Origin of the sequence: Demequina muriae (assembly GCF_030418295.1) — a bacterium.
Taxonomy (GTDB): Bacteria; Actinomycetota; Actinomycetes; order Actinomycetales; family Demequinaceae; genus Demequina; species Demequina muriae.
Genome location: NZ_JAUHQA010000001.1, coordinates 2,021,549 through 2,042,654, shown reverse-complemented (window position 1 = coordinate 2,042,654; position 21,106 = coordinate 2,021,549). Strand labels below are relative to the sequence as shown.

Below are 21,106 nucleotides of genomic sequence, written 5' to 3'. Positions count from 1 at the left end.
TCGCGAGAGAAGTTATGACTTACGAGGATTGCCCCGCGAGTTCCAGCACCGTCGCCTCTAAGGCGTCCAGCGCGACCTCGACGTCGTCGGCACACACCGCCTCGTCGCGGTGGTGCGAGATGCCGTCCTTGCAGCGGATGAAGAGCATGGCGTAGTCGCACAGGTCCGCGATCGCCATGGCGTCGTGGCCGGCCTTCGACAGGAGCCACATCGGCTCGGCGTCCCCCGTGGACCGAATGCCGGCCTCGACCGCAAGCGCCAGCTGCTCCCCGACCTGCGTGGCGCGAGCCTCATGTACCTGCCGCACCCCAAACGACAACTGCCGCGCGGCCGCTGACTTGAGACCCTTCTCCGCGATCTCGTCCCAGACCCGGTCGCGCACCGCATCGGTCTCGGCTCGCAGGTCGAGGGAGAACTCCACGCGGCCCGGGATCACGTTCACGGCCCCGGGGAACGCCTGCAGCCGACCGACGGTGCCGACGGCGCGGGCGTCGCGCGCCAGCACCTCGACGGCAGACACCACCTCGGAGGCGCCCAGCAACGCGTCGCGGCGGCGCCCATACGGCATGCCGCCCGCGTGGCCCGCCTCGCCGATCATCTCCAGCTCGAACCGACGCGCGCCCATGATGCCGCGCACCACGCCCAGCGACCGCTTGGCGTCCTGCAGCAGCGGCCCCTGCTCGATGTGCGCCTCGAGGTAGCCCACGATGGGCCGCCCCACCAACGACGCTTCGCCCACACGCGACGGGTCCAGCCCGAAGGCCAGAAACGCGTCATGCAGCGTCACGCCATGCGCGTCCTGCAGTGTCCACCACCCGTCCTCCCACGTGCCGGCCACGGCGCACGAGCCCAGCAGGGTGCGCCCAAAGCGTGTGCCCTCCTCGTCCGCGAAGCCCAGCACCTCGATGCCGAACGGCAGCTCGACCCCCCGCGCCCGCAGCCGCCCGACGACTGCCACGGCCATGAGCGTCCCCAGCACGCCGTCGTAGCGCCCCGCGCCCGGCACCGTATCCAGGTGAGAGCCCAGCAGCAGGACGGGCGCATCGGCCGTGGGCCCCGCCAGGGTGCCCCGCTGATTGCCCGCCGCGTCCTGCCAGGCGGTGAGGCCCGCATCGGCCATCCACTCGCCCACGGTCCAGTTGGTGCGCGCGTGCTCGGGTGTCAGGTAGCTGCGCTCGATGCCGTCCACCGCAGCCGAGATCTTCGCAAGAGCGTCGCACCGCTCCAGCACCTCGGCCGCGTCGAAATCGCTCATGCCGATGCCCCGTACACCTCGTACGCCGCGTCCACGCCGGCGCCCGCAGGAGCCCGGTGCCCTGCTCGACGCAGCACGGTCTCCAGAGACGCGAGCGTCTGCAGCACTGCATCGGTCCTCGCGTTGTAGCCCATGGTGCCGATGCGCCAGATCTTGCCGTGCAGGGGCCCGAAGCTGGTCCCGATCTCGATGCCGAAGTCCTCGAGCATCGCGCCCCGCACGGCGTCCGCGTTGACACCATCCGGGATCTTGACGCCCACGATGTTGGTCATCTTGTAGGCGAGCTCGCCGAACGGCTCGAGCCCCAGCGCCGTGGTCCCGTCCAGCATCGCGCGGCCGTGCAGCTGGTGCCGTGTCCAGGACTCGGCAAGCCCCTCTTGGAGCAGGATGCGGGCGCACTCGCGAGCGCCGAACAGCATGGTGGTCGCCTCGGTGTGGTGATTGAGGCGCCGCTCGGACCAGTAGTCGAAGATCTGCGCCATGTCGAGGTAGTTGGAGCGGATGGGGTGCGCGGAGACGGGGTCGCCCACGTCGCGGATGCCCTCCTCGATGGACTTGCGTCCCTCGATGACCGCGGCGGCGCGCTCGGAGAACGTCACCGGCGCGGAACCCGACGGACCGCCCAGGCACTTTTGCAGGCCGGAAGTGGCGACGTCGATTCCCCACTCGTCGACGCGGAACTCGTTGCCGCCCAGCGTCGCGGTGGCGTCGGTGTAGAGCAGCGCGCCGTGCTTCTCGCACAGATCGCCCAGCCCCTCGAGAGGCTGCGCCACTGTGGTGGACGTGTCGCCGTGCACGATGGCGACCACCTTGGGGCTCACATCGGAGATCGCCGCCTCGAGCGCCTCCTCCGTGAACACACGCCCCCACTCGGTCTCGATGGTGTGGACCTCGGCGCCCGCGCGGCGGCAGATCTCCGCGAGCAGGTGGCCGAACCGTCCGAAGATGGGCACCAGCACCCGGTCGCCCGGCTCGAGCAGCGACACCAGCGCCGCCTCGATGCCCGCGCGCGACGTGCCGTCGACCACCATGGTGTGCACGTTGTCGGTGACGAACACCTGCCGGTAGAGGTCCATGACCTCGTTCATCGTGTCCGTCATCCACGGGTCGTATTGACCCACCAGCTGCGCGGACATCGCCCGCAGCACGCGTGGATCCGCGTTGATGGGGCCCGGGCCCATGAGCAGTCGCGGCGGCGGGTTGATCGATCCAGGTATGGTCACCTGCCCATCATGCCAAGACCTACGTTACCTGTGGGTTTCGAGACGGCGGCCGATGCGCGGGCTGGCCTCTGCCCCCGGTGTCACCATGCGCGCGATCTACTGCAGCGCGTCGACCCACCCCAGCGCGATGTCGATCAGCGCCAGGTCGCTGCCGCGCGGGCCCACCAGGCTGAGTCCCACAGGCCCGCCGTCGAGTTCGAGCAACGGTAGGGACAGCGCGGGACGCCCGGTGATCCCGGCGACTGCGGTGATGCCGAGGGTCGCCTCGCGCACCTGCTGCAGGCGCTCGGCAGAGGCGTCGAGGGGCGGTGCGACGGAGCTCGCCGAGGGGAGCAGCAGGATCGCGTCGCCCAGCGCGGCGTCGATGGCCTCGCGAACCTGACGCTTGGCCTCGAGCGCCTCCTCCTCTTGCGCAGGCGTGACCGATGCGGCCCACGCGAAGCGTTCGGCGACGTCCTCCGCGAGCGCACCCGGGTGGAGGCCGATCCATTCCTGCCAGGATCGCGCAGCCTCCGCGGACTGCGTGGAGCGGAAGATGCGGAACAACTCGGCGGGGGCGGGCACGCTGACTGGCTCCAGCGACGCGAACAGCCCATGAGCCGCGAGAGCGTCGATCACGTCCCCCAGTCCGTGGCGCACGTCCGCATCGGCGACCTCGAACAGTGCGGCCGCCACCACGGCCTGGTCCGACGGAATCGCGCGCTGCGCTGAGGCATCCAGCGTCGCCGCGGCGGCCGCGCGCAGCGTCGCTCCGTCGCGGGCGAGCCATCCAGGGGTGTCGTACGAGGGCGCGAGCGGGAGCACGCCCTTCAGAGAGACGGCACCGTGCGTGGGCCGCAGACCCCAGAGGCCCTGATAGGAGGCCGGCACGCGGATCGAGCCCGCCGTGTCCGTGCCGAGGCCGAGGGTCGCCTGCCCGCTCGCGACGGCCGATGCCGGGCCAGACGACGATCCGCCAGGGATGGCTCCCGGCGCGGCCGGGTTGGGCGGCGTGCCGTAGGCGGCGTTCTTGCCCGCGATCGAATACGCGAACTGATCCGTCTGGGCGATGCCCTGCACGGATGCGCCGGCGCTGAGCAGGGCGGCGAGCGCATCGGCCGGGCTCTCCTCGACCGTCGCCTCGGCGAGGTAGGCCGGGACCCCGGCGCCGATGCGCTGGCCGGGTACGGCGACGATGTCCTTCACGGCGACGGTCGCGCCCGCGAGAGGACCGTCGGCGGTGGTCGCGGGCACCAGCGGCGAGCCGAGTACGCGCCAGATGCGCGTATCCATCGCGGGCGGTGGCGCGCTCACGTGCGCGGCGGTGATCACCCAGCCGCCCGGGGTGGCGTCCTGGTCTCCGCACCGCTCCCACAGCTGCGTCACGAGCCCCCGGCCGCCCTTGTCCGGTGCGTTGACGGACGTCACGTACGCGTGGGTCTCCGTGATCGGGCGCACCTGAATCTCCGTGACCGTGCGCGCCGGCGCTCCCCCGCGGCCGGTCCGGAACCGGTCGATGTTCTCCCGGCCCACCAGCAGTCCGCTGCCGTCGCCGCGCATCACGTCGGGTCCGGTCGCGAAGAAGGCGCCCAGTCGCTCGAGGTCGTCGTCCATCAGCGCGGCCTCGTAGGCCCAGAACGCGTCGAACAGTTGCGGCGGCGGCTCGACGCCGTCAGGCAGGCCCACGAACCCCTGGAGGTCGTGAGCGATGTCTTCTGCCGGGTGCTCGCTGGGGTCACTCACCGGGCACCGCCTCGAAGTCGCTCATTCGGATCATCGCGTGCACTCCTTGCACCAGGTCCACGACCTGGGAGATACGGAAGTCGGTGGCGGCGCTCAGGTACGCGTACGCCAGGTGAGGCTCCATGCCGTAGCGCGCGGCGAGGATCGCCACGGCCTGGCGCACGCACCCGCGCATGGCCTCGTCCAGGTCCGCATCGAGTCCGGTGGGGATCAGATAGTCAGTCGACTCACCGAGAGGGCTCGCCAGTTCGCCGAAGGACCGCAGCGCCTCGCGTTCCGGCACCACGTCGAACCGCACGGTGGCTCGCAGCGAGGCCTCCAGGGCCGTCAGCGCGACCTCGCCGTCACCTTGGGCGAAGTGCGGATCGCCCAGGTACGCGAGCGCATCGGGCACCTGCACCGGCAGGTAGAGCCGCGTGCCGGCCACCAGCTCCTTGATGTCGAGGTTGCCCCCGTGCGGGCCTGGCGGCACCGAGTGAGCGCGCTCGTCGGTGTCGGTGGCGACGCCCATGATCCCCATGAACGGCGCGAGCGGGAACCCCGTGGTCGGTCGCCCACCGTCCCTGCCGGGAAGCCAGCCGCGCCACGTGCCGGCGGTGTCCTTCCCAATCCGCGTGAACACGCTGACATTGTCCGGCCCCGGTGGCATCTCGCCAGGCAGTGCACCGCGACCGTGGCGGCTCGAGATCACGCCGTACGGCACTCGCGGGGTGAAGTCGAGGAAGTCGATGACCAGCAGGTCCCCAGGCTTCGCGCCGCGCACCGCGATCGGGCCGGTCACCACGTGCGGGCCGTCGTCTGCTGTGCGGGACCCCGACTCGGCGAACTCGGACGCCTCGGCCAGCACCGCATCGGCCGTCACGCCGTGGCTGCCGAAGAAGGCTCCCGGGTCCGACCCCTGATCGGGCAGCAGGCCCTCGTGCGACAGCGTGTCCACCACCACCGTGGCACCGGGATCGACCGTCAGCACCGGCGCATCGTGTTTCGCAGGGAGGCGGCCCCACAGTGCGGTGTCGCGTCCCGCGGGCAGGTAGACCGCGCCCTCGGGTACTCGTTCGCCCCTGCGCAGCACGCCCGCGAAATCGCCCATCCTCACGTCTCCCGCCTGGTCGGTGCCCTACTCTTGTTCGAGACTACCGGCGCCCCGGCCAAGGATGGCTCCACCGCAGTTCCGGTGCGGGGCCATCATCCACGAGGAGGCCGCCATGCGCGACGCCCTGCGACGAGACATCGCCCGCACGCACCTGGGGCTGATGCTCGCCCTCACGTTCTCCACCGGCGTGATCGACGCGGTGGGCTACCTCGGCCTCGACCGCGTCTTCACCGGCAACATGACGGGCAACGTCGTGATCCTCGGCATGGCCCTCACGGGAGTCGACGGCCTCCCCGTCCTGGGCCCCGTGCTCGCACTCGTCGGATTCCTCCTCGGCGCGGCCGTCGGCGGGCGCACGCTGCGCACCTTCGACGCGGGCTGGTCGCACAAGACCACCGTGCTGTTCTCGATCGTCTCGGCCGTGCTGGTCGCCTCCGCCATCACCGCTGCCGTCGAGTCCGAGCCCCCGCACGTGCTCACCTTCGCGATCACCACTGCGCTCGGAGCCGCCATGGGCCTCCAGGCCGCGGTCGCCCGTCACATCGCGGTCAAGGACGTCACCACCGTGGTCGTCACCTCCACCATCACAGGGCTTGCCGCGGACTCCTTCGCCGGCGGCGAGGGACTCAACTTCTGGAAGCGACGCATGGGCGCGATCCTGCTCATCGGTGCGGGCGCCTGCGCGGGGGCACTGCTGCTGCAGGTCGACATCGCTGTCGGCATGCTCGCCAGCGCGCTCATCACGGTGGTGGTCACCATCGTCGGCCACGTCTCGCGCCCCAAGCCCGGCGACCTCGCCGAGGCCACCGGCCTGTAGCTCCGCGGCTCCCAGCCGAGCTCTCGCATCGGCCGCTCCACCCCCTTGACTGCGAACCACTTTTCATTCGACGCGCCGCGCCAGGAACCGCGACAGCCCGTTGAACCGGCGCGTCGCGGCAAGAAGTGGTTCGCAGTTCACGGGTGCCCGATCTCCCTCAGCGAACACGGCCGCTCAAGAGTTGCGCGCCCTCGACTCAAGTCTTAACATGAGTGACATCGGCTCAACTTTGACGCCGACGCCGCCGAGGAGGCGGTGACACGACACTTTTCAGGAGGTTCACCATGGCACGAGAGGTCACTCGTCAGACGGTCCCGGCGACGGCTCAGTCGCTGTGGCAGGACGACTTCAACCGGATGGTCCGCCAGTTCTTCGGGGACTCCGACGCATCGCTCGCGGGCGCCTTCAGCCCCGCCCTCGACGTGGAGGAGAACGAGGACGGCTTCACCCTTCACGTCGAGATTCCCGGCGTCTCACCCGACCAGGTGGACGTGTCCATCGAAGAGAACGTGCTGACCGTCGCTGGCCAGCGCGACTTCTACTCCGAGTCCAACCCGGACGGCTTCAAGCGCGTCGAGCGCCGGTTCGGGCGGTTCCACCGCGCGGTGCGTCTGCCCGACCGCGTGGACCCCGACCGCATCGAGGCGGCATACCGCGACGGCCTGCTCACCATCACGGTGCCCAAGGCCGAATCCGCGAAGCCGCGCCGCATCCAGGTCGCGACCTCGTAGGACGCGACTCCACTCACGGCCTCGACGGCCGGCTCCGGCCGACCGTCGGGGCCTTCGTGCGTCATGGCCGAGGCGCACTCCAGTCGACGTCGCTCAGCTAGTGCACCCCCGCTCGACCCCTACACCGCCGACCACCCGCCGTCCGAGGGCAGGATCGCGCCGTTGACGTTGTGGGCGTCGTCAGACAGCAGGAACGTGATCGAGGCCGCCAGCGATTCGGGACCCACGGGACCGGGCATCGCCGCCATTGCGGTGCGGATGCGCCTGCCCCCCAGGTCCGAGTCGAAGCTCGCCTCGATCCCCGTGATGACCGGCCCGGGCGCGACGGCGTTGACGCGGATCCCCTGCGGTCCGTACATGAACGCACTCGACTTGGTGAGGCCCACGACCGCGTGCTTGGACGCCGTATAGGCCAGGCCCGCAGCGGATCCGCGCAGGCCAGCCTCCGATGTGATGTTCACGATCGAGCCCGCGTGCGCCTCGAGCATCACCGGCAGCACCGCCCGCGACAGCTTGAACATGCCCGTCGCATTGACGGCCATCACGCGATCCCACACCTCGTCGCTCACCTCGTGGAGCGGGGTCATGTTGTCCATGATCCCGGCCACGTTCGCGAGGCCGTCGATGCGCTCGCCCGCCGCCGCCACCAGCGCGTCGACATCCTCTTGACGTGTGATGTCCGCGACCACCGTCACGAGATCGACTCCCTCGAGCTCCGCCGCCAGCGCGTCGAGGCGTGAGCCGTCGATGTCCGCGGCGATCACCCGCCCGCCCTCACGAGCGATGCGCGACGCGGTGGCACGGCCGATGCCCGATCCCGCCCCCGTCACGATCACGGTCCTGCCAGCGAACCGGCCCTCCGTGATGACCTCCGCGAAGTCGGGAAGCTCGAGCTCGTCGTCCTCCCCAGAGTCCGGTGCGGCCGATGCGGGGGCTGGCTCAGCCGGGGCGGTGGACGGATCGTAGGCTTCCGCCTTCACCACCAGCTGGGCGATCTTCTCTTCGGTGAACTGGCCCTTGCTCATGGGGATGAGCCGCTTCATGGCGAAGTTCCGCACCGGCTTCAACTGTGACTCGTCGGAGCCCGCCTGGGCCAGCATCTCCCGGAGCACCGGCCCGCCCTGGGGATGCGACAGCCAGTCCTTGATCTTGGTGTCCCCGCCGAGGCCGGTGGCGCCCGGGCCGTCGGCGGCCGGACCCGTCGACGCCTCGGTGACGGGCGCCTGGTTCTCGTCGGTCTTCTTGCTGTCTCGTCTGCCGAACATGGTTCCCTCCGATCTGATCAGACTTTCGCACGGACTCGAGTGGCGGCGTGACGCGCGCCCAGGTAGCCGAAGACGGTGGCGGGGCCAATCGTCGACCCGGCGCCAGGATACGTGCGACCCATGACCGATGCCGTGGTGTTGCCCGCCGCGTACAGGCCCTCGATGGGCACCCCGTCCGTGTCGATCACCCGCGCATGCTCGTCGGTGAGGAGCCCGCCCTTGGTGCCCAGGTCGCCGGGGACGATCATGAAGGCGCGGAACGGCCCCTTCTCGATGGGACCGAGGTTGGGGTTCGTGAGCGACGGGTCGCCGTAGTAGTTGTCGTAGGCGGTGCGGCCGCGATCGAAGTCCTCGTCCACTCCGGTCGCGCAGAACCCGTTGAAGCGGTCGACCGTGCCACGGAGGACCTCGGGCTCCATGCCCAGGCGCGCGGCGAGGTTGTCGAGCGTGTCCGCCTCAACCACGGTGCCGGCCTTCTTCAACTTCTTCAGACCCGTGAGCGCGACATTGTTGAGGAACTTCTTCTGGTGACGGCGGTCGAGAATCATCCAGCTGGGAATCGCGGGCACCTCCTTGTCGCGCTCGAGGATCGCGTGGCCGACGTCGATGTAGCTCGCGGACTCGTTGCAGAACCTGCGCCCTGACTGGTCGACGATGATCGAGTACGGGTCCGACCGCTCGTTCACCACGAACTGCGCCTCACCGTTCGGCATCGGCACCGAAGCGCCCCACCAGGCATCATCCATGAGCGCAAGGTCGGCGCCGGCGTCGATGCCCACCTGGATCCCGCTGCCGAGATCGCCCTCGGGGGCCGACGTGAACCCCTCGGTGCCGTGGTACTTCTGGCGCCACTCCTTGTTGCGGGCGAAGCCTCCCGTGCCAAGCACCACGCCTGCGCGAGCCCGAATGCGCATCGGGCCGCCGGGCGCGGCGACTTCCGCGCCGACGACGGCGCCGTCCTCCTTGATCACCGCGGTGATCGGGGTCCGGAGCCTCACCTCGACGCCGAGCGTGCGCACGGCCATCATGAGGTGTCCGGCATACGCGCCGCCGAGACCGTAGAGACCCTTGCCGGTGAGCACGCCCTTGAGGGTCCGCCCCACGACCTGCGCGCCGCGCACGAACCCGGTTCGCGAGGACCATGCCCGCGACAGGAGCCAGACGTCATCGGTCTTGAGCGGTGCGGGGATCTGAGCGCGGGACGCGGAGAACCAACCGCCCAGGCGCTTGGAGTCGAAGGGCTCGGTCTCGATGGCCCGGCCGCCGTCCATGCCGCCGGGCTTGTCCGGGTAGTAGTCCGGATAGTCGGCACTGAGCGCCCACCGAATCCCCAGCCGTCGCCAGGCGTTGAATACCTCGGGGACGGCGTCGACATACGCGCTCCTGCGCTCGGGGCTCGACGCAGGCCCCACGTCGCCGATCACGGCGTCCATGTACTCGAGGACCTTCTCGCGCGAGTCTGACTTGCCCAACGTGCCCATGTCGGGATGGTTCGGCATCCAGAGGCCGCCGCCGCTGATCGCGGTGGTGCCGCCCCACTTGTCGGTGCTCTCGATGATCAGGACCGTCAACCCCGCATCGGCTCCCGCGATCGCGGCGCTCATCGCCGCGGCCCCCGAGCCTGCGACCAGAAGATCGACCTCTTCATCCCACGTGTGCTCTGCCATCGGTGTGCCTCCCATGCACTCGACTCCGGACAACGCTGTCCGGTATCTATCCTAAGGCTATGGCCACACCACGACGGACGAACCGCGGACCGAGCGCGGGCCCGCAGAACCGCGCGGCCCTGGTCGCGGCCGCCCGGACCGTGTTCGATGAGCGCGGCATCGACGCACCCTTGTCAGCCGTGGCGAAGCTCGCCGGGGTGGGACAGGGCAGCCTCTACCGCCATTTCCCCGACCGCATCTCCCTCACGGTGGCGGTCTTCGAGGAGAACCTCGTGGAGATCGAGCGGCTGGGAGAGAAGCCCGGCTCGACGATGCGCGATGTCCTCGACCTCGTCACGCACCAGGCTGAGGCCGCCTCGGCCTTCATCGAGACCATCGCCGTGGCGAGGGCCGACGCGCGGGTCGCCGAGTTCGACGCGCGCCTGCGCGCGGTGCTGGCACGCAAGTGGGCCGAGGAGGCCGCCTCCCCCGACGGCGGCACTCCCGGCGCCTCCGTTGACGACCTCATGCTCGCTGTCGGGATGGTCGCCATGGTGGTGAGCCATGCGCCGCGCGACGAGCGCCACGCGGTGTCCGAGAACGCGTGGCGCCTGCTGGCGCCCGGACTCCAGGGCGTCGCCCCGCTGCTGGACTCGTAGAACTGGACTCCTAGAGCGCGCCCTTGCGCGCATCGGCCCACAGGTCGACGCCCGCATCGGTCGCGTGCTCGTCGATGGCAGCCAGCTCGGCCTCGGTGAAGTCGAGGCGGTCGAGGGCGCCGACGTTGTCCTCGAGCTGACGCACCGAGCTCGCCCCCATGACGATCGACGTCACGCGGGGGTCGCGCAGGGTCCACGCCAGTGCCATCTGAGCGAGCGACTGGTCACGGGACGCGGCGATGTCGTTGAGAGCCCGCAGCCGGCGCACCACTTCGTCCGTGAGCCACGCGCTGTCGAGGGACGAGCCCTCCGACGCGCGCGAGCCCTCGGGGATGCCGTCGAGGTACTTGTCCGTGAGCATGCCCTGGGCCAGCGCGGTGAACGCGATGACGCCCGCGCCCACCTCGTCCGCCGCATCGAGCAGACCCTCGTGCTCGACCCACCTGTTGAGCATGTTGTAGCTGGGTTGATGGATCAGCAGCGGAGTGCCGAGATCGCGCAGCAGTCCCGCCATCTCGCGCGTGTGCTCGGCGTCGTAGGAGGAGATGCCGACGTACAGCGCACGGCCCGAGCGCACTGCGGTGTCGAGGGCGGCCGCAGTCTCCTCGAGCGGCGTGGTCGCGTCGTAGCGGTGAGAGTAGAAGATGTCGACGTAATCGAGGCCCATGCGCTCGAGCGACTGGTCGAGGCTGGCGAGCACGTACTTGCGGCCTCCCCCGCCCTGACCGTAGGGACCAGGCCACATGTCCCACCCGGCCTTGGTCGAGATCACCAGCTCGTCGCGGTACGGCTTGAGGTCGCTCTTCATGATCTCGCCGAAGTTCCGCTCAGCGGAGCCGTAGGGAGGCCCGTAGTTGTTCGCCAGGTCCATGTGGGTGACGCCCATGTCGAAGGCCCGGGTGAGGATCGCGCGCTGCGTCTCACGCGTCCGGTCGTCGCCGAAGTTGTGCCACAGCCCGAGCGACAGCACGGGAAGGTCCAGTCCGGAACGGCCCGTGCGGCGATACTTCATCTGACCGTCGTAGCGGGCGGGATCGGCGACGTACGTCATCGTGGGTCTCCTCAGTCGAGTGCGGTGGTTCCCCCGTCATCCACTGTGCCGCACGGACGCGCATTCCGTGCATCGGCGCTCCCAGGAATGAGGACGCCGTCACCGCACGTTGCCCTCACCATGCGAGCAATCACCTACGACAAGTTCGGCGGCGCCGACGTCATGGCCCTGACCGACCACCCCGAGCCGCACATCGGCCCCGACGTCATGGTCGTGGAGGTGCGTGCCGCCGGCCTCAATCCCGTGGACTACAAGATCCGGGAGGGCTATCTCGAGGGCCTGCTCGACGCGCGCTTCCCGGTGGTTCCCGCGTGGGACGTGTCCGGGGTGGTCGTGAAGGCGGGGCTCGACACGCCTGAGTTCTCCGTGGGCGACGAGGTGTATGCCTACGCTCGGACCGATGTGGTGTCAGGCGGGACGCTGGCCGAGCGCGTCGCCGTGCCGGTGAGGACCGCCGCCCGCAAGCCGTCGTCGCTCTCGCACGCGCAGGCCGCGGCCGTGCCGCTCGCCGGCCTCACCGCACTGCAGACCCTGCGTCGCGCCGGAGTGGGCCACGGGTCGACCGTGCTGATCCACGGCGCGAGCGGCGGCGTGGGCAGCTTCGGGGTGCAGATCGCGCGACACCTCGGCGCGGACGTGGTGGGCACGGCCTCGGCCCGCAACCACGACTACGTGTGCGACCTCGGCGCGACCCACCTCGAGTACGGCGACGGCCTCGTGGAGCGCGCACTGGAGGCGCGACCGCACGGCTACGACGCCATCATCGACTTCGCGGGCGGCGCGTCCCTCGACGGCACCGTTGCGCTGCTTGCCCCCGAGGGCGTGGTGGCATCGATCGCTGATCCGCGCGCCGCGTCGGAGTTCGGCGGGCACTACATCTGGGTGAGGCCCGATGCCCACGACCTCGCGGAGCTCGCGACCCTGATCGACGAGGGCCACGTGCGCGTCGAACTCGCCGGCACCTACCCGATCGAGAACACTGCCGATGCCTACCGCGAGCTCGAAGGGGGCCACGTCCGCGGCAAGATCGTGGTGACGGTCTAGGCGGATTCTCGGACGATCAGCGTGGTCGGCATGATCGTGGTGCGGGGTCGATCCGTGTCGCCGGAGAGCACGCCCAGCAGGATGTCCGCCATCTCGCGCCCCATCTCCTCCGAAGGCTGCCGCACGGTCGTCAGCGGGATCTCGCACGCTTCCACCGCGGGACTGTCGTCGTAGCCCACGAGCGCGATGTCTTCGGGGATGCGCAGGCCCCGCTCAAGCACCACTGGCATCGCGCCACTGGTCATGAGGTCGGACGCGACGAACACGCCGTCCACCTCGGGGTAGTTCGCGAGCACCTCGCGCATCGCGCGCGCGCCGCCGAGCATCGAGTAGTCGCCGTCGACCACGGGGCCCGGCATGAGGCCAGCATCGTGCAGCGAACGACGCCAGCCCTCGACGCGGTCGAGTGAGCTGTGCATCGACAGCGGTCCGGAGATGGTCGCAATGTTGGTGCAGCCGCGGTCGATCAGCCTCTGCGTCGCCTTGGCGGCCCCATCGACGTTGTTGACGTCCACCACATAGGCGTCCACGCCCGGAATCGCCGATCGCCCGCCGAACACCATGGGCATCAGTTCGCTGATCTGGCGGAGCGAGTGGTTGCTGGTGTGGTGCGAGACCACCACCACGCCATCGACGGCACCGCCGGCGAGGTAGCGCAGCATCTTGCCCTCGGGCGCCTGGCTGGCGACCATGAGGCTCAGCACGTAGTCGGACTGTTCCAGTCGGCTGGTGATGCCCGCCACGATGGATGCGAAGTACACGTCGCCCAGGAATCGCGTGATGTCCTCAGGCACCACCAGCGCGATCGCGTGAGACTGCTGGCTCACGAGCGACCGCGCCGCGCGGTTGGGCACATAGCCCAGCTCCGCGATCGCCTGACGCACCGCCTCGCGGCTGTCGGGATGCACCTTGGGTGAGCCGTTCACCACGCGCGACACCGTCGCGCGGGAGACACCCGCCCGGGCCGCCACCGCCTCCAGAGTGGGGGCAGCGGCCCGGACGTAGGCTCGGTCCTTGCCCGTGGCGCGCGCGGGACGAGCACTCACGTATGGCTCGCGCCTGCCCGCCTTTGGGCCGACGCTTGGGACCTGTGTCATGACCTAGCCCTTCAAGGCACCTTGCATAATGCCCGTCACGAGCTGGCGACCGGTGAAGACGAACAGGATGAGCAGCGGCACGGTGGCCAACAGCACGCCCGCGAGGACCAGCGAGTAGTCCACGAAGTAGTTCGCCTGCAGCATCGACAGCGCCACGGGCAGGGTCGGGTTCGACTGGTCCAGGATAATGAGCGGCCAGAGGAAGTTGTTCCATGCTGTCACGAAGGTGAACAGGAACAGCATGGACGCCGCCGGACGCGCCGCCGGGACGGCCACGTGCCAGAACGTGCGGATCATGTTGCACCCGTCCACGCGCGCGGCCTCGATGAGCTCAGTCGGCAGCGCCTGCTGCAGATACTGCGTCATCCAGAAGACGCCGAACGCCGTCACCAGCGCCGGGACGATGACAGCACCAAGGGTGCCTGTCCAGCCGTACTCGGCCATCAGGATGTACAGCGGGACGATGCCGAGCTGCACCGGTACGGCCATGGTCGCGATGACCGCGACGTACAGGACGCCGTTGCCCTTGAATCGCAGCTTCGCAAAGGCGAAGCCGGCGAGAGTCGAGAGCACGACGGTGCTGAGCGCCACCGTGGTCGAGACGATGATCGAGTTGCCCAGCGCCTTCCAGAAGTTCACCGCCGGGTTCTCAATGACCCTCATCGCGTTGTCGATGAAGTTCCCACCGGGGATCCAGGACATGTTCGGGTCCCGAAGCGTCGAGGAGTCACCGGATCCGATCAGCAGGGTCCAGTAGAACGGGAAGAGCGAGGCCACGAGGACCGCGGCCAGTGCCCCGTAGACGAACCAGGTGGGACGCTGGATGTTGGCAGCGCCATGCTTGCGTGAGCGAGCCATCACTTGCCCTTCGTGTTGTCAGAAGAAACCAGTCGTCGGGTCAGCCAGAAGTTCAGCAGGCCGAAGACGACGATGAGCAGGAACAGCAACCACGCGATCGCGGACGCGCGACCGAAGTTCAGCTCGCCCCAACCCGTGTTGTACATGTGCAGCGCGACCGTGAGCCACTGCTGATCCGCGCCGCCGTTGCCCGTCGTGTCGTACATGCGGGGCTCGTCGAAGATCTGCAGTCCACCGATGGTCGACGTGATGATCACGAAGATCGCGGTGGGCCGGATCTGCGGCAGGGTGATCGAGAAGAAGCGGCGGAGCTTGCCCGCGCCGTCGATCGCGGAGGCCTCGTAGAGTTCGCGGGGCACGGCCTGCATGGCCGCCAGGAGGATCAGCGCGTTGTAGCCGGTCCACCGGAAGTTGACCATGGTCGCGATCGCCCAGTGCGAGGCCAGGGGGTCCTTGTGCCACTGGACCGCGTCGATGCCGATCATTCCGAGCCACTGGTTGAAGATTCCGTACTCGTCAGCGAACAGCTGCGAGAAGATCAGGGCCACCGCAACGGGCATCACGACGTAGGGCAGCAGCACTGACATGCGCCAGAACGTCCTGGCCTTCAGGTGGTGGTCAAGCATCGCGGCGATGAACGTCGCGATGATGAGCTGCGGGATGGTCGAGAGGGCGAAGATCGAGAAGGTGTTCCGGATCGCGATCCAGAACTTGCGGTCATTCAGCACGTACTCGAAGTTGCCGAACCCGATGAACTCGCCGGAGTTGCGGATGGTGTCCCAGTCCATCAGGGAGATGACCGCGGTGTACGCGATCGGGAACAGGCCGAAGATTCCGAAGACGAGGAAGAACGGCGCGATGTAGAGATAGGGCGACGCCTTGACGTCCAAGCGGCCGAGACGCTGGCGCAAGGTGTACTTCTGCGCTGGCGCGTCCACGTGTGTCGATGCCATGAGGTTCCTTTGCAGGGTCAGGAGCAGGGGGGGATGAGTCCGGGCCGCCTCCCGGAGGAGGCGGCCCGGACCTCATGCATCGGTGTTAACCGATCGCCTCGATGTCGGCGACAGCCTTCTCCCACGAGGCGGCCGGGTCATCCGTGCCCTCCTCGACGCGAGTCAGCGCGTTGTTGATCGCGTCGTTCACCTGGAAGTAGAACTCTCCCTTGAACGGCGACGGCACGACGGCCTCCGCACGCTCGGCGAAGATCTCACCGATCGGTGCCTCGTTGAAGTACGCGTTCACGGCGCCGGTGACGGCCGGGTCGTCGTACGCGGCGACCTGGCTCGGGTAGGTACCGGCGTTGGCGAATGCCTTGGCCTGCTGCTCGGGGGCGGTGAGCCACTCGGCCAGCTTGGTTGCCTCTTCGATGTTCGCGCCGGAGGCGGGAACGGTCAGCCAGGATCCACCCCAGTTGCCGCCACCGTTCGGGTAGACGTTGGCGAGGTTCCAGTCGGTGGTGTCGGGGGCGTTGCCCTCGATGACGCCGAGCATCCACGGCGGGCACAGCATGGTCGCGTATGCACCGTTGGAGAGACCGGCGAACCAGTCCTCACCCCACTGGCCGAAGTGCGACGACTGCGTCTCGGACGCTGCGGTCACCTGGTCGTAGAGCGCCTTGACCTCGGGGTTGTCCAGGACGACGATCTCGCCGGAGTCTGCGTCTTCGTACGCGGTTCCGAGCTGGTTGATCATGCCCTGCCACACGCCGGCGGCCGAATCGTAGAACGCGGAGCCGGTGGCGTCGACGTAGTCATCGCCCACGGCGAAGAAGTTGTCCCAATCGCCGTCCAGAAGCTCAGCGACCTCAGCGGGGTCGGTCGGAAGACCGGCCTCTTCGAACAGGTCGGCGCGGTAGCAGACGCCCTGGGGGCCCGTGTCCGTGCCGTAGCCGATCAGGCGGCCATCGGCGTCGGTGGCGCCAGCCTCGACATAGTCGACCCAACGGCCTTCGACGGCGTCGGAGGACAGGTCAGTCAGGAGGTCCGAGTACTGCATGACCTCGGGCATCCAGTCGACCTCGACCATCTCGACGTCGGCGAGACCGCCGGGGCCGAGCTTGGTGAAGAAGTTCTCACGAGCGTCACCCGACTCGGCGGCGCGGTTGTACGTGATGTCCACGTGGGGGTTGAGCTCCATGTACTCCTCGATGAGGTCGTACTGGTAGTCAGCGTCGGTCTCGGAGTCCGAGAGGCCCGGCGTGTTGAAGGTCGCGATCGTCAGCGATACGGGATCGCTGCTGGTCTCTTCACCAGCCTCGGCGGTGTTCTCGGTGGTCGAGCCCTCTTCGGGCTCGTCGCCGCTGGCACAGCCAGCGAGGGTCAAAGCGAAGATGGCGGCACCTGCGGTCAGGGCCAGCGTCTTCTTACGTCGCGTGAAACTCACGTCCACTCCTTTGTGATGAGGGTTCTTATCGGACCCATGAGAGCGCTCTCCCCTGCGTGAGAGCGCTCCCACGAATCGCGTTCACGCTATGCCCCCTGCACCCAGGTGTCAAACTCCGTACGCGCTTGCAAAACGTTTCGATGCCGATTCGTTATCAACACTGGTCAAAACGTTACGATCGCGCCACTCACCGCGACGAGACGGCTCTCATGAGCCCCCATCAGGCCATCAGCTCAGTGCCCTCGGCCGCCGCGTGGGGCGCCCGACGCCAGCCCGCGCGGAGATTCCTCGTCGCCGTCGCCGGCGTCGGGATCGGAGGTGGGACTCGGCGAACTGCGGAGTCAGATGTCGCGCTTGGCGAGCGTCGCCTGGCCGAGCACTCTGGTGCCGTCGTAGACCACCAGCGACTGGCCTGCGGCCACCCCGCGCATCGGCTCGTCGAGCTCGACCACGAGGCGATCGCCGTGGCGCGTGACCGTTCCGGGCACCGGCGCACCGTGCGCGCGCACCTGGGCCTCGCAGCGCGTGGCTTCACCCGCCGGGACGTCCGGCGCGAGCCACACCGCCGCATCGGCCTCCAGGGTCGTGACGGACAGCAGCGTCTCCGGACCCACCGTCACGACGTTGCGCGACGTATCGACGCCGGTGACGTAGCGCGGCGCTCCGTCGGGGGCGGGCCGTCCGATCCCGAGCCCCTTGCGCTGGCCCACCGTGTAGGAGTACGCGCCCTCATGCTCACCGACGACGGCGCCTGTCTCATCCTGGATCTCACCGGGGCTCTCCCCCAGCGCGCGCTGCAGGAACCCCTTGGTGTCACCGTCGGCGACGAAGCAGATGTCGTACGAGTCGGGCTTGTTCGACACTCCGAGTCCCCGAGCGGCGGCCTCGGCGCGCACGTCCGACTTCGTCTCCGCGGTCCCGAGCGGGAACATCGACCGTGCGAGCTTGTCCGGTCCCATCACCGCGAGCACATACGACTGGTCCTTGGCCGCATCGGCCGCGCGGTGGAGCTCGCGCACGCCGTCGTCGCGAATCTCGATGCGCGCGTAGTGCCCGGTGCACACCGCGTCGAAGCCGAGCGCATGGGCGCGCTCCAGGAGAGTGTCGAACTTGATGTGCTCGTTGCAGCGCACGCACGGGTTGGGCGTGCGCCCGGCGGAGTACTCGGACAGGAAGTCCTTCACCACGGTGTCGTGGAACTCGTCCGACAGGTCCCATACGTAGTACGGGATGCCCAGCTTGTCGGCGGCCCGGCGAGCATCATGCGAGTCCTCGATGGAGCAGCAGCCGCGCGAGCCCGAGCGGAACTCGTCACGGTTGCGGCTGAGCGCCATGTGCACGCCCACCACGTCGTGCCCGGCCTCGACGGCACGCGCGGCGGCGACGGCGGAGTCGACTCCACCGGACAGGGCGGCAAGAACGCGCATGAGGACCTCGGGGACGGCGGCGTGGGACCCGTCCATGGTACGCGGCGTCGCTCCATGACCACACGCTCAGTGGCCACTCGCTCGCAGTCCTCGCCGCGCTCGCGGTGCTCGGCTGCCGCGAGCGCAGGGCCGATGCGCGGGCGGCTCAGGCGAGAAGGCGGCCGCGCAACGTGGCGAGGGTGGCACGGTCGCCGCCATGCGCGAGGTACCAGCCCTCGACGCCGCCCTCATGCGCGTCCCATGCGTGCAGCACCGTCTCGATCGCTGCGGCGGGGGCCGCAAGGATCTCCCGCGGCACCGACGTCAGCGGGGTGCCGCCGATGGAGCTCCGGGTTCCTGCGAGCATCCGCGCCAGCACCCGTGGCATGTGGTGCTGGGTCAGGACATAGTCGGCCACGACGCGGTCGTGCTCGACCCCGAGCAGCCGCAAGGTGAGCGCGGTGACGACCCCGGTGCGGTCCTTGCCTGCCGAGCAGTGCACGAGCACCGGGGCCTCCGCCCGCGCGAGCTCGCCCACGGCCCGCGTGAGACGGGGCGCGGCGGCGGGTGCCGTCATCACGGCATACAGATCGGCCAACGAGTCGAGGGAACCCCGCGTGCCGCCCGTGAGCGCGGCGGCGTCGAGGACGTCGATCCCCACGATCCGGGACGCTCCGGCGAGGGGGTGGGAGGGCTCCTTCTCCCCCGCGCCGCGCAGGTCCACCACCGTGGCAGGCGGCCAGCGCAGGTCGCCGCCGGGAGCGGCGTCACCTGCCATCGGCGCATCGGAGCGGTACGCCATGTCTCGCACGATCCCCGGGCCCGCATCGGCGAGATCGCGGACGTTGGCGAGACGTGGGGTCGCGCGGCTCATCACCCGGTGACGCAGATAGATCCCGCCCCACCCGAGCACGCTCCGCAGCCGCCGCACGGCGTCACCGGACCCGCGTGACGCCGGCATCCCGCACCTCGATGATTCCCGTGCGCTCCCCGAGCGCGTCCACCGTCGCGCGTGCGGCGGCGTCGATGTGCACGGCGTGGTCGCCCGCGGGTGTGGGGCTCCAGGTGCCGTCGCCGTAGAAGGCGCCGTACCGCAGCACCAGGCCGGACGCACCGAGCACGGTGGTCTCGAGGTGGTCGATGGGCCGTCGCGCCACTCGGGGCAGCGGGAACGCCACCGATTGGGCGATGACGCGCGCGTCGACGGCCGACGCGGCCGCCACCAGGTTGTCCGTGCCGCGAGTCCGCACGCGCGCCAGTCGACGCAGGCGGAAGGGAAGCAGCGCCCGCGAGCGCGGCAGGTCGGTGACCTGGTGCATCACGACGTCGGGGGCGAAGTCCCGCACCGCGGCGGCGAGGCCGTCGCTGTCGAGGATGTCGACAACCATGCCCACGACGCCGCCGTGGTCGAGGGTCTGCCCGCCCGCGAGGGACTTGACGCGGTCGATGGACCGCGAGGTCGCCGCCACGTCGTGCCCCTGCACGGCGAGCAGAGCTGCCACACGCGAGCCGATGACGCCGGTGCCTCCCGCGATGAAGACCCGCACGCGCTAGCCGAACACCCGTGCGTCGAAGACGCCCGCGACCGTGCGGGCGCGGTTCACGGCCTCCGGCAGCACCGCGAGCAACGCGTCGAGGTCGTCCTGCGTGGTGGTGTGTCCCAGCGAGAACCGCATGGTGGAGGCCGCGTCCCGCTCGGACCGGCCCATGGCGATCAGCACGTGGCTCGCCTGTGCAACTCCCGCCGAGCACGCCGAGCCATTGGAGGCCTCCACGCCGTGGGAGTCGAGGACGAACATCAGGGCCTCGGCCGCGCAGCCGGGGAACACGAAGTGCACGTTGCCGGGAAGCCGCTCGGGACCGGGCTCGGGACCGGACAGGCGCGCCTCCGGCACCGCCTCGCGCACGCGCGCGATGAGCTGACGCTGGAGCCCTCCCAGGCGGTCCGCCTCGGACTCGAGGGTCGCCACCGCCTCGGTGGCCGCCACCGAAGCGGCGTGAAAGCCCGCCGCGTTGAGGGTGCCCGAGCGGACCTTGCGCTCCTGCCCCCCGCCGTGGGTGAGCGGAGTGATGGTGAGGTCGCGCCTCGCCACCAGGGCGCCGACGCCGACCGGCCCGCCGAACTTGTGGGCGCTGACCGCCATCGTGGCCAGGCCAGAGGCACGGAAGTCGACCGGGATGTGGCCCACGGCCTGCACCGCGTCGGCGTGCACCGGGATGTCGTGCTCGGTCGCGATGTTGACGACCTCGCGCACCGGCTGCACCGTGCCCACCTCGTTGTTCGCCCACATGACGGAGATCAGCGCGATCTCATCGAAGTGCGCGGCGACCTCAGCACGCAGCGCATCGAGATCGACACGGCCCTCGCTGTCCACGGGCAGCACCACCGTGACGGCGCCATGCTCGGCCTCGAGCCAGTGAACCGGGTCAAGGCCCGCGTGGTGCTCGATCGCGGTGGTGACGATGCGGGTGCGACGCGGATCAGCCTGGTGCCGGGCCCAGAACAGGCCCTTGAGCGCGAGGTTGTCCGCCTCCGTGCCGCCCGACGTCCAGATCACCTCGGTGGGATGCGCGCCCAGTGCCGACGCCATGCGCTCGCGCGCGTCCTCGACGACGGACCGGGCCAGGCGGCCCGACTTGTGCAGCGCCGACGGATTGCCCACTCGCGCCAGCTCCTCGACGTAGGCGGCTCGCGCCGTCGCCAGCATCGGCGTCGTCGCGGCATGGTCGAGGTAGTGCGGGGCCATGCGGCGCAGTCTAGCCAGCGGGCCGCACGGCTGCCCGGCCGGGCGGCCACGCAGCGCGACGGCCGATGCGCGGGTGAGCGCGCATCGGCCGTCGCGGTGACGAGTCGGCT

The 21,106-nt window shown here is 69.6% G+C and carries 19 protein-coding genes; 4 read left to right on the top strand and 15 right to left on the bottom strand.

The window, feature by feature from the left end; genetic code table 11:
- Positions 1-19: 19 nt before the first annotated feature.
- The 4 genes from QQX02_RS09555 to QQX02_RS09540 form a co-directional block, all read right to left on the bottom strand.
- On the bottom strand, positions 20-1,255 hold the full coding sequence (locus tag QQX02_RS09555; RefSeq protein ID WP_301142694.1) for an allantoate amidohydrolase: 1,236 nt from the start codon (positions 1,253-1,255) through the stop codon (positions 20-22).
- Positions 1,252-2,478 (bottom strand): pyridoxal-phosphate-dependent aminotransferase family protein, encoded by a 1,227-nt coding sequence (locus QQX02_RS09550; RefSeq protein WP_367304236.1) that lies wholly within the window; start codon positions 2,476-2,478, stop codon positions 1,252-1,254. The genes QQX02_RS09555 and QQX02_RS09550 overlap by 4 nt, the downstream gene beginning before the upstream one ends.
- Positions 2,479-2,574: 96 nt before the next feature.
- The gene (locus QQX02_RS09545; protein ID WP_301142693.1) at positions 2,575-4,200 is read right to left on the bottom strand and encodes an AtzH-like domain-containing protein; all 1,626 of its coding nucleotides are present in this window, start codon (positions 4,198-4,200) and stop codon (positions 2,575-2,577) included.
- Positions 4,193-5,290 (bottom strand): acetamidase/formamidase family protein, encoded by a 1,098-nt coding sequence (locus tag QQX02_RS09540; protein WP_301143709.1) that lies wholly within the window; start codon positions 5,288-5,290, stop codon positions 4,193-4,195. The genes QQX02_RS09545 and QQX02_RS09540 overlap by 8 nt, the downstream gene beginning before the upstream one ends.
- Before the next feature lie 115 nt (positions 5,291-5,405).
- Between QQX02_RS09540 and QQX02_RS09535 the strand changes: the two genes are divergently transcribed.
- A complete protein-coding gene (locus tag QQX02_RS09535; RefSeq protein ID WP_301142692.1) occupies positions 5,406-6,110 on the top strand; it encodes a YoaK family protein in 705 nt (234 codons plus the stop codon).
- A gap of 284 nt (positions 6,111-6,394) precedes the next feature.
- Positions 6,395-6,841 carry an Hsp20/alpha crystallin family protein gene (locus QQX02_RS09530; protein WP_301142691.1) on the top strand — a complete coding sequence of 149 codons (447 nt, stop codon included), beginning with the start codon at positions 6,395-6,397 and terminating at the stop codon, positions 6,839-6,841.
- Positions 6,842-6,960: 119 nt separating this feature from the next.
- On the opposite strand, the gene QQX02_RS09525 is transcribed toward QQX02_RS09530, so the two are convergent.
- Both QQX02_RS09525 and QQX02_RS09520 read right to left on the bottom strand, forming a co-directional pair.
- Positions 6,961-8,106 (bottom strand): SDR family NAD(P)-dependent oxidoreductase, encoded by a 1,146-nt coding sequence (locus QQX02_RS09525; protein WP_301142690.1) that lies wholly within the window; start codon positions 8,104-8,106, stop codon positions 6,961-6,963.
- Positions 8,107-8,123: 17 nt separating this feature from the next.
- The gene (locus QQX02_RS09520; RefSeq protein WP_301142689.1) at positions 8,124-9,773 is read right to left on the bottom strand and encodes an FAD-binding protein; all 1,650 of its coding nucleotides are present in this window, start codon (positions 9,771-9,773) and stop codon (positions 8,124-8,126) included.
- Between the two features lie 59 nt (positions 9,774-9,832).
- Between QQX02_RS09520 and QQX02_RS09515 the strand changes: the two genes are divergently transcribed.
- A complete protein-coding gene (locus tag QQX02_RS09515; protein WP_301142688.1) occupies positions 9,833-10,411 on the top strand; it encodes a TetR/AcrR family transcriptional regulator in 579 nt (192 codons plus the stop codon).
- 10 nt (positions 10,412-10,421) lie between these two features.
- On the opposite strand, the gene mgrA is transcribed toward QQX02_RS09515, so the two are convergent.
- Positions 10,422-11,462, bottom strand: a complete 1,041-nt coding sequence (gene mgrA, locus QQX02_RS09510; protein ID WP_301142686.1) for an L-glyceraldehyde 3-phosphate reductase — start codon at positions 11,460-11,462, stop codon at positions 10,422-10,424.
- 120 nt (positions 11,463-11,582) lie between these two features.
- Here mgrA and QQX02_RS09505 point away from each other — a divergent pair, with 120 nt between their 5' ends.
- Positions 11,583-12,506, top strand: a complete 924-nt coding sequence (locus QQX02_RS09505) for an NADP-dependent oxidoreductase (protein ID WP_301142685.1) — start codon at positions 11,583-11,585, stop codon at positions 12,504-12,506.
- On the opposite strand, the gene QQX02_RS09500 is transcribed toward QQX02_RS09505, so the two are convergent.
- The 8 genes from QQX02_RS09500 to QQX02_RS09465 form a co-directional block, all read right to left on the bottom strand.
- Positions 12,503-13,603 carry a LacI family DNA-binding transcriptional regulator gene (locus tag QQX02_RS09500; RefSeq protein ID WP_301142684.1) on the bottom strand — a complete coding sequence of 367 codons (1,101 nt, stop codon included), beginning with the start codon at positions 13,601-13,603 and terminating at the stop codon, positions 12,503-12,505. The genes QQX02_RS09505 and QQX02_RS09500 overlap by 4 nt on opposite strands.
- 3 nt (positions 13,604-13,606) lie before the next feature.
- Positions 13,607-14,461 (bottom strand): carbohydrate ABC transporter permease, encoded by an 855-nt coding sequence (locus tag QQX02_RS09495; protein ID WP_301142683.1) that lies wholly within the window; start codon positions 14,459-14,461, stop codon positions 13,607-13,609.
- On the bottom strand, positions 14,461-15,414 hold the full coding sequence (locus QQX02_RS09490) for a carbohydrate ABC transporter permease (RefSeq protein ID WP_301142682.1): 954 nt from the start codon (positions 15,412-15,414) through the stop codon (positions 14,461-14,463). Before QQX02_RS09490 ends, QQX02_RS09495 begins: the two co-directional genes overlap by 1 nt.
- Positions 15,415-15,499: 85 nt before the next feature.
- On the bottom strand, positions 15,500-16,843 hold the full coding sequence (locus QQX02_RS09485; protein WP_301142681.1) for an ABC transporter substrate-binding protein: 1,344 nt from the start codon (positions 16,841-16,843) through the stop codon (positions 15,500-15,502).
- 341 nt (positions 16,844-17,184) lie between these two features.
- Positions 17,185-18,270 carry a tRNA 2-thiouridine(34) synthase MnmA gene (gene mnmA / locus QQX02_RS09480; protein WP_301143707.1) on the bottom strand — a complete coding sequence of 362 codons (1,086 nt, stop codon included), beginning with the start codon at positions 18,268-18,270 and terminating at the stop codon, positions 17,185-17,187.
- Positions 18,271-18,415: 145 nt separating this feature from the next.
- Entirely contained in the window at positions 18,416-19,210 is a 795-nt protein-coding gene (locus QQX02_RS09475; RefSeq protein WP_301142680.1) for a tyrosine-protein phosphatase, read from the bottom strand.
- On the bottom strand, positions 19,185-19,796 hold the full coding sequence (locus QQX02_RS09470) for an NAD-dependent epimerase/dehydratase family protein (protein ID WP_301142679.1): 612 nt from the start codon (positions 19,794-19,796) through the stop codon (positions 19,185-19,187). Before QQX02_RS09470 ends, QQX02_RS09475 begins: the two co-directional genes overlap by 26 nt.
- A 3-nt stretch (positions 19,797-19,799) precedes the next feature.
- Positions 19,800-20,996 (bottom strand): cysteine desulfurase family protein, encoded by a 1,197-nt coding sequence (locus QQX02_RS09465; RefSeq protein ID WP_301142678.1) that lies wholly within the window; start codon positions 20,994-20,996, stop codon positions 19,800-19,802.
- Positions 20,997-21,106 lie beyond the last annotated feature (110 nt).

What these genes read in the sequence shown, in the direction of transcription:
- QQX02_RS09555 (WP_301142694.1), bottom strand. Translation starts at nt 1,255, where the DNA reads ATGAGCGATTTCGACGCGGCCGAGGTGCTGGAGCGGTGCGACGCTCTT.
- QQX02_RS09540 (WP_301143709.1), bottom strand. Translation starts at nt 5,290, where the DNA reads ATGGGCGATTTCGCGGGCGTGCTGCGCAGGGGCGAACGAGTACCCGAG.
- QQX02_RS09535 (WP_301142692.1), top strand. Translation starts at nt 5,406, where the DNA reads ATGCGCGACGCCCTGCGACGAGACATCGCCCGCACGCACCTGGGGCTG.
- QQX02_RS09530 (WP_301142691.1), top strand. Translation starts at nt 6,395, where the DNA reads ATGGCACGAGAGGTCACTCGTCAGACGGTCCCGGCGACGGCTCAGTCG.
- QQX02_RS09525 (WP_301142690.1), bottom strand. Translation starts at nt 8,106, where the DNA reads ATGTTCGGCAGACGAGACAGCAAGAAGACCGACGAGAACCAGGCGCCC.
- QQX02_RS09520 (WP_301142689.1), bottom strand. Translation starts at nt 9,773, where the DNA reads ATGGCAGAGCACACGTGGGATGAAGAGGTCGATCTTCTGGTCGCAGGC.
- QQX02_RS09515 (WP_301142688.1), top strand. Translation starts at nt 9,833, where the DNA reads ATGGCCACACCACGACGGACGAACCGCGGACCGAGCGCGGGCCCGCAG.
- mgrA (WP_301142686.1), bottom strand. Translation starts at nt 11,462, where the DNA reads ATGACGTACGTCGCCGATCCCGCCCGCTACGACGGTCAGATGAAGTAT.
- QQX02_RS09505 (WP_301142685.1), top strand. Translation starts at nt 11,583, where the DNA reads ATGCGAGCAATCACCTACGACAAGTTCGGCGGCGCCGACGTCATGGCC.
- QQX02_RS09500 (WP_301142684.1), bottom strand. Translation starts at nt 13,603, where the DNA reads ATGACACAGGTCCCAAGCGTCGGCCCAAAGGCGGGCAGGCGCGAGCCA.
- QQX02_RS09495 (WP_301142683.1), bottom strand. Translation starts at nt 14,461, where the DNA reads ATGGCTCGCTCACGCAAGCATGGCGCTGCCAACATCCAGCGTCCCACC.
- QQX02_RS09490 (WP_301142682.1), bottom strand. Translation starts at nt 15,414, where the DNA reads ATGGCATCGACACACGTGGACGCGCCAGCGCAGAAGTACACCTTGCGC.
- mnmA (WP_301143707.1), bottom strand. Translation starts at nt 18,270, where the DNA reads ATGCGCGTTCTTGCCGCCCTGTCCGGTGGAGTCGACTCCGCCGTCGCC.
- QQX02_RS09475 (WP_301142680.1), bottom strand. Translation starts at nt 19,210, where the DNA reads ATGCCGGCGTCACGCGGGTCCGGTGACGCCGTGCGGCGGCTGCGGAGC.
- QQX02_RS09465 (WP_301142678.1), bottom strand. Translation starts at nt 20,996, where the DNA reads ATGGCCCCGCACTACCTCGACCATGCCGCGACGACGCCGATGCTGGCG.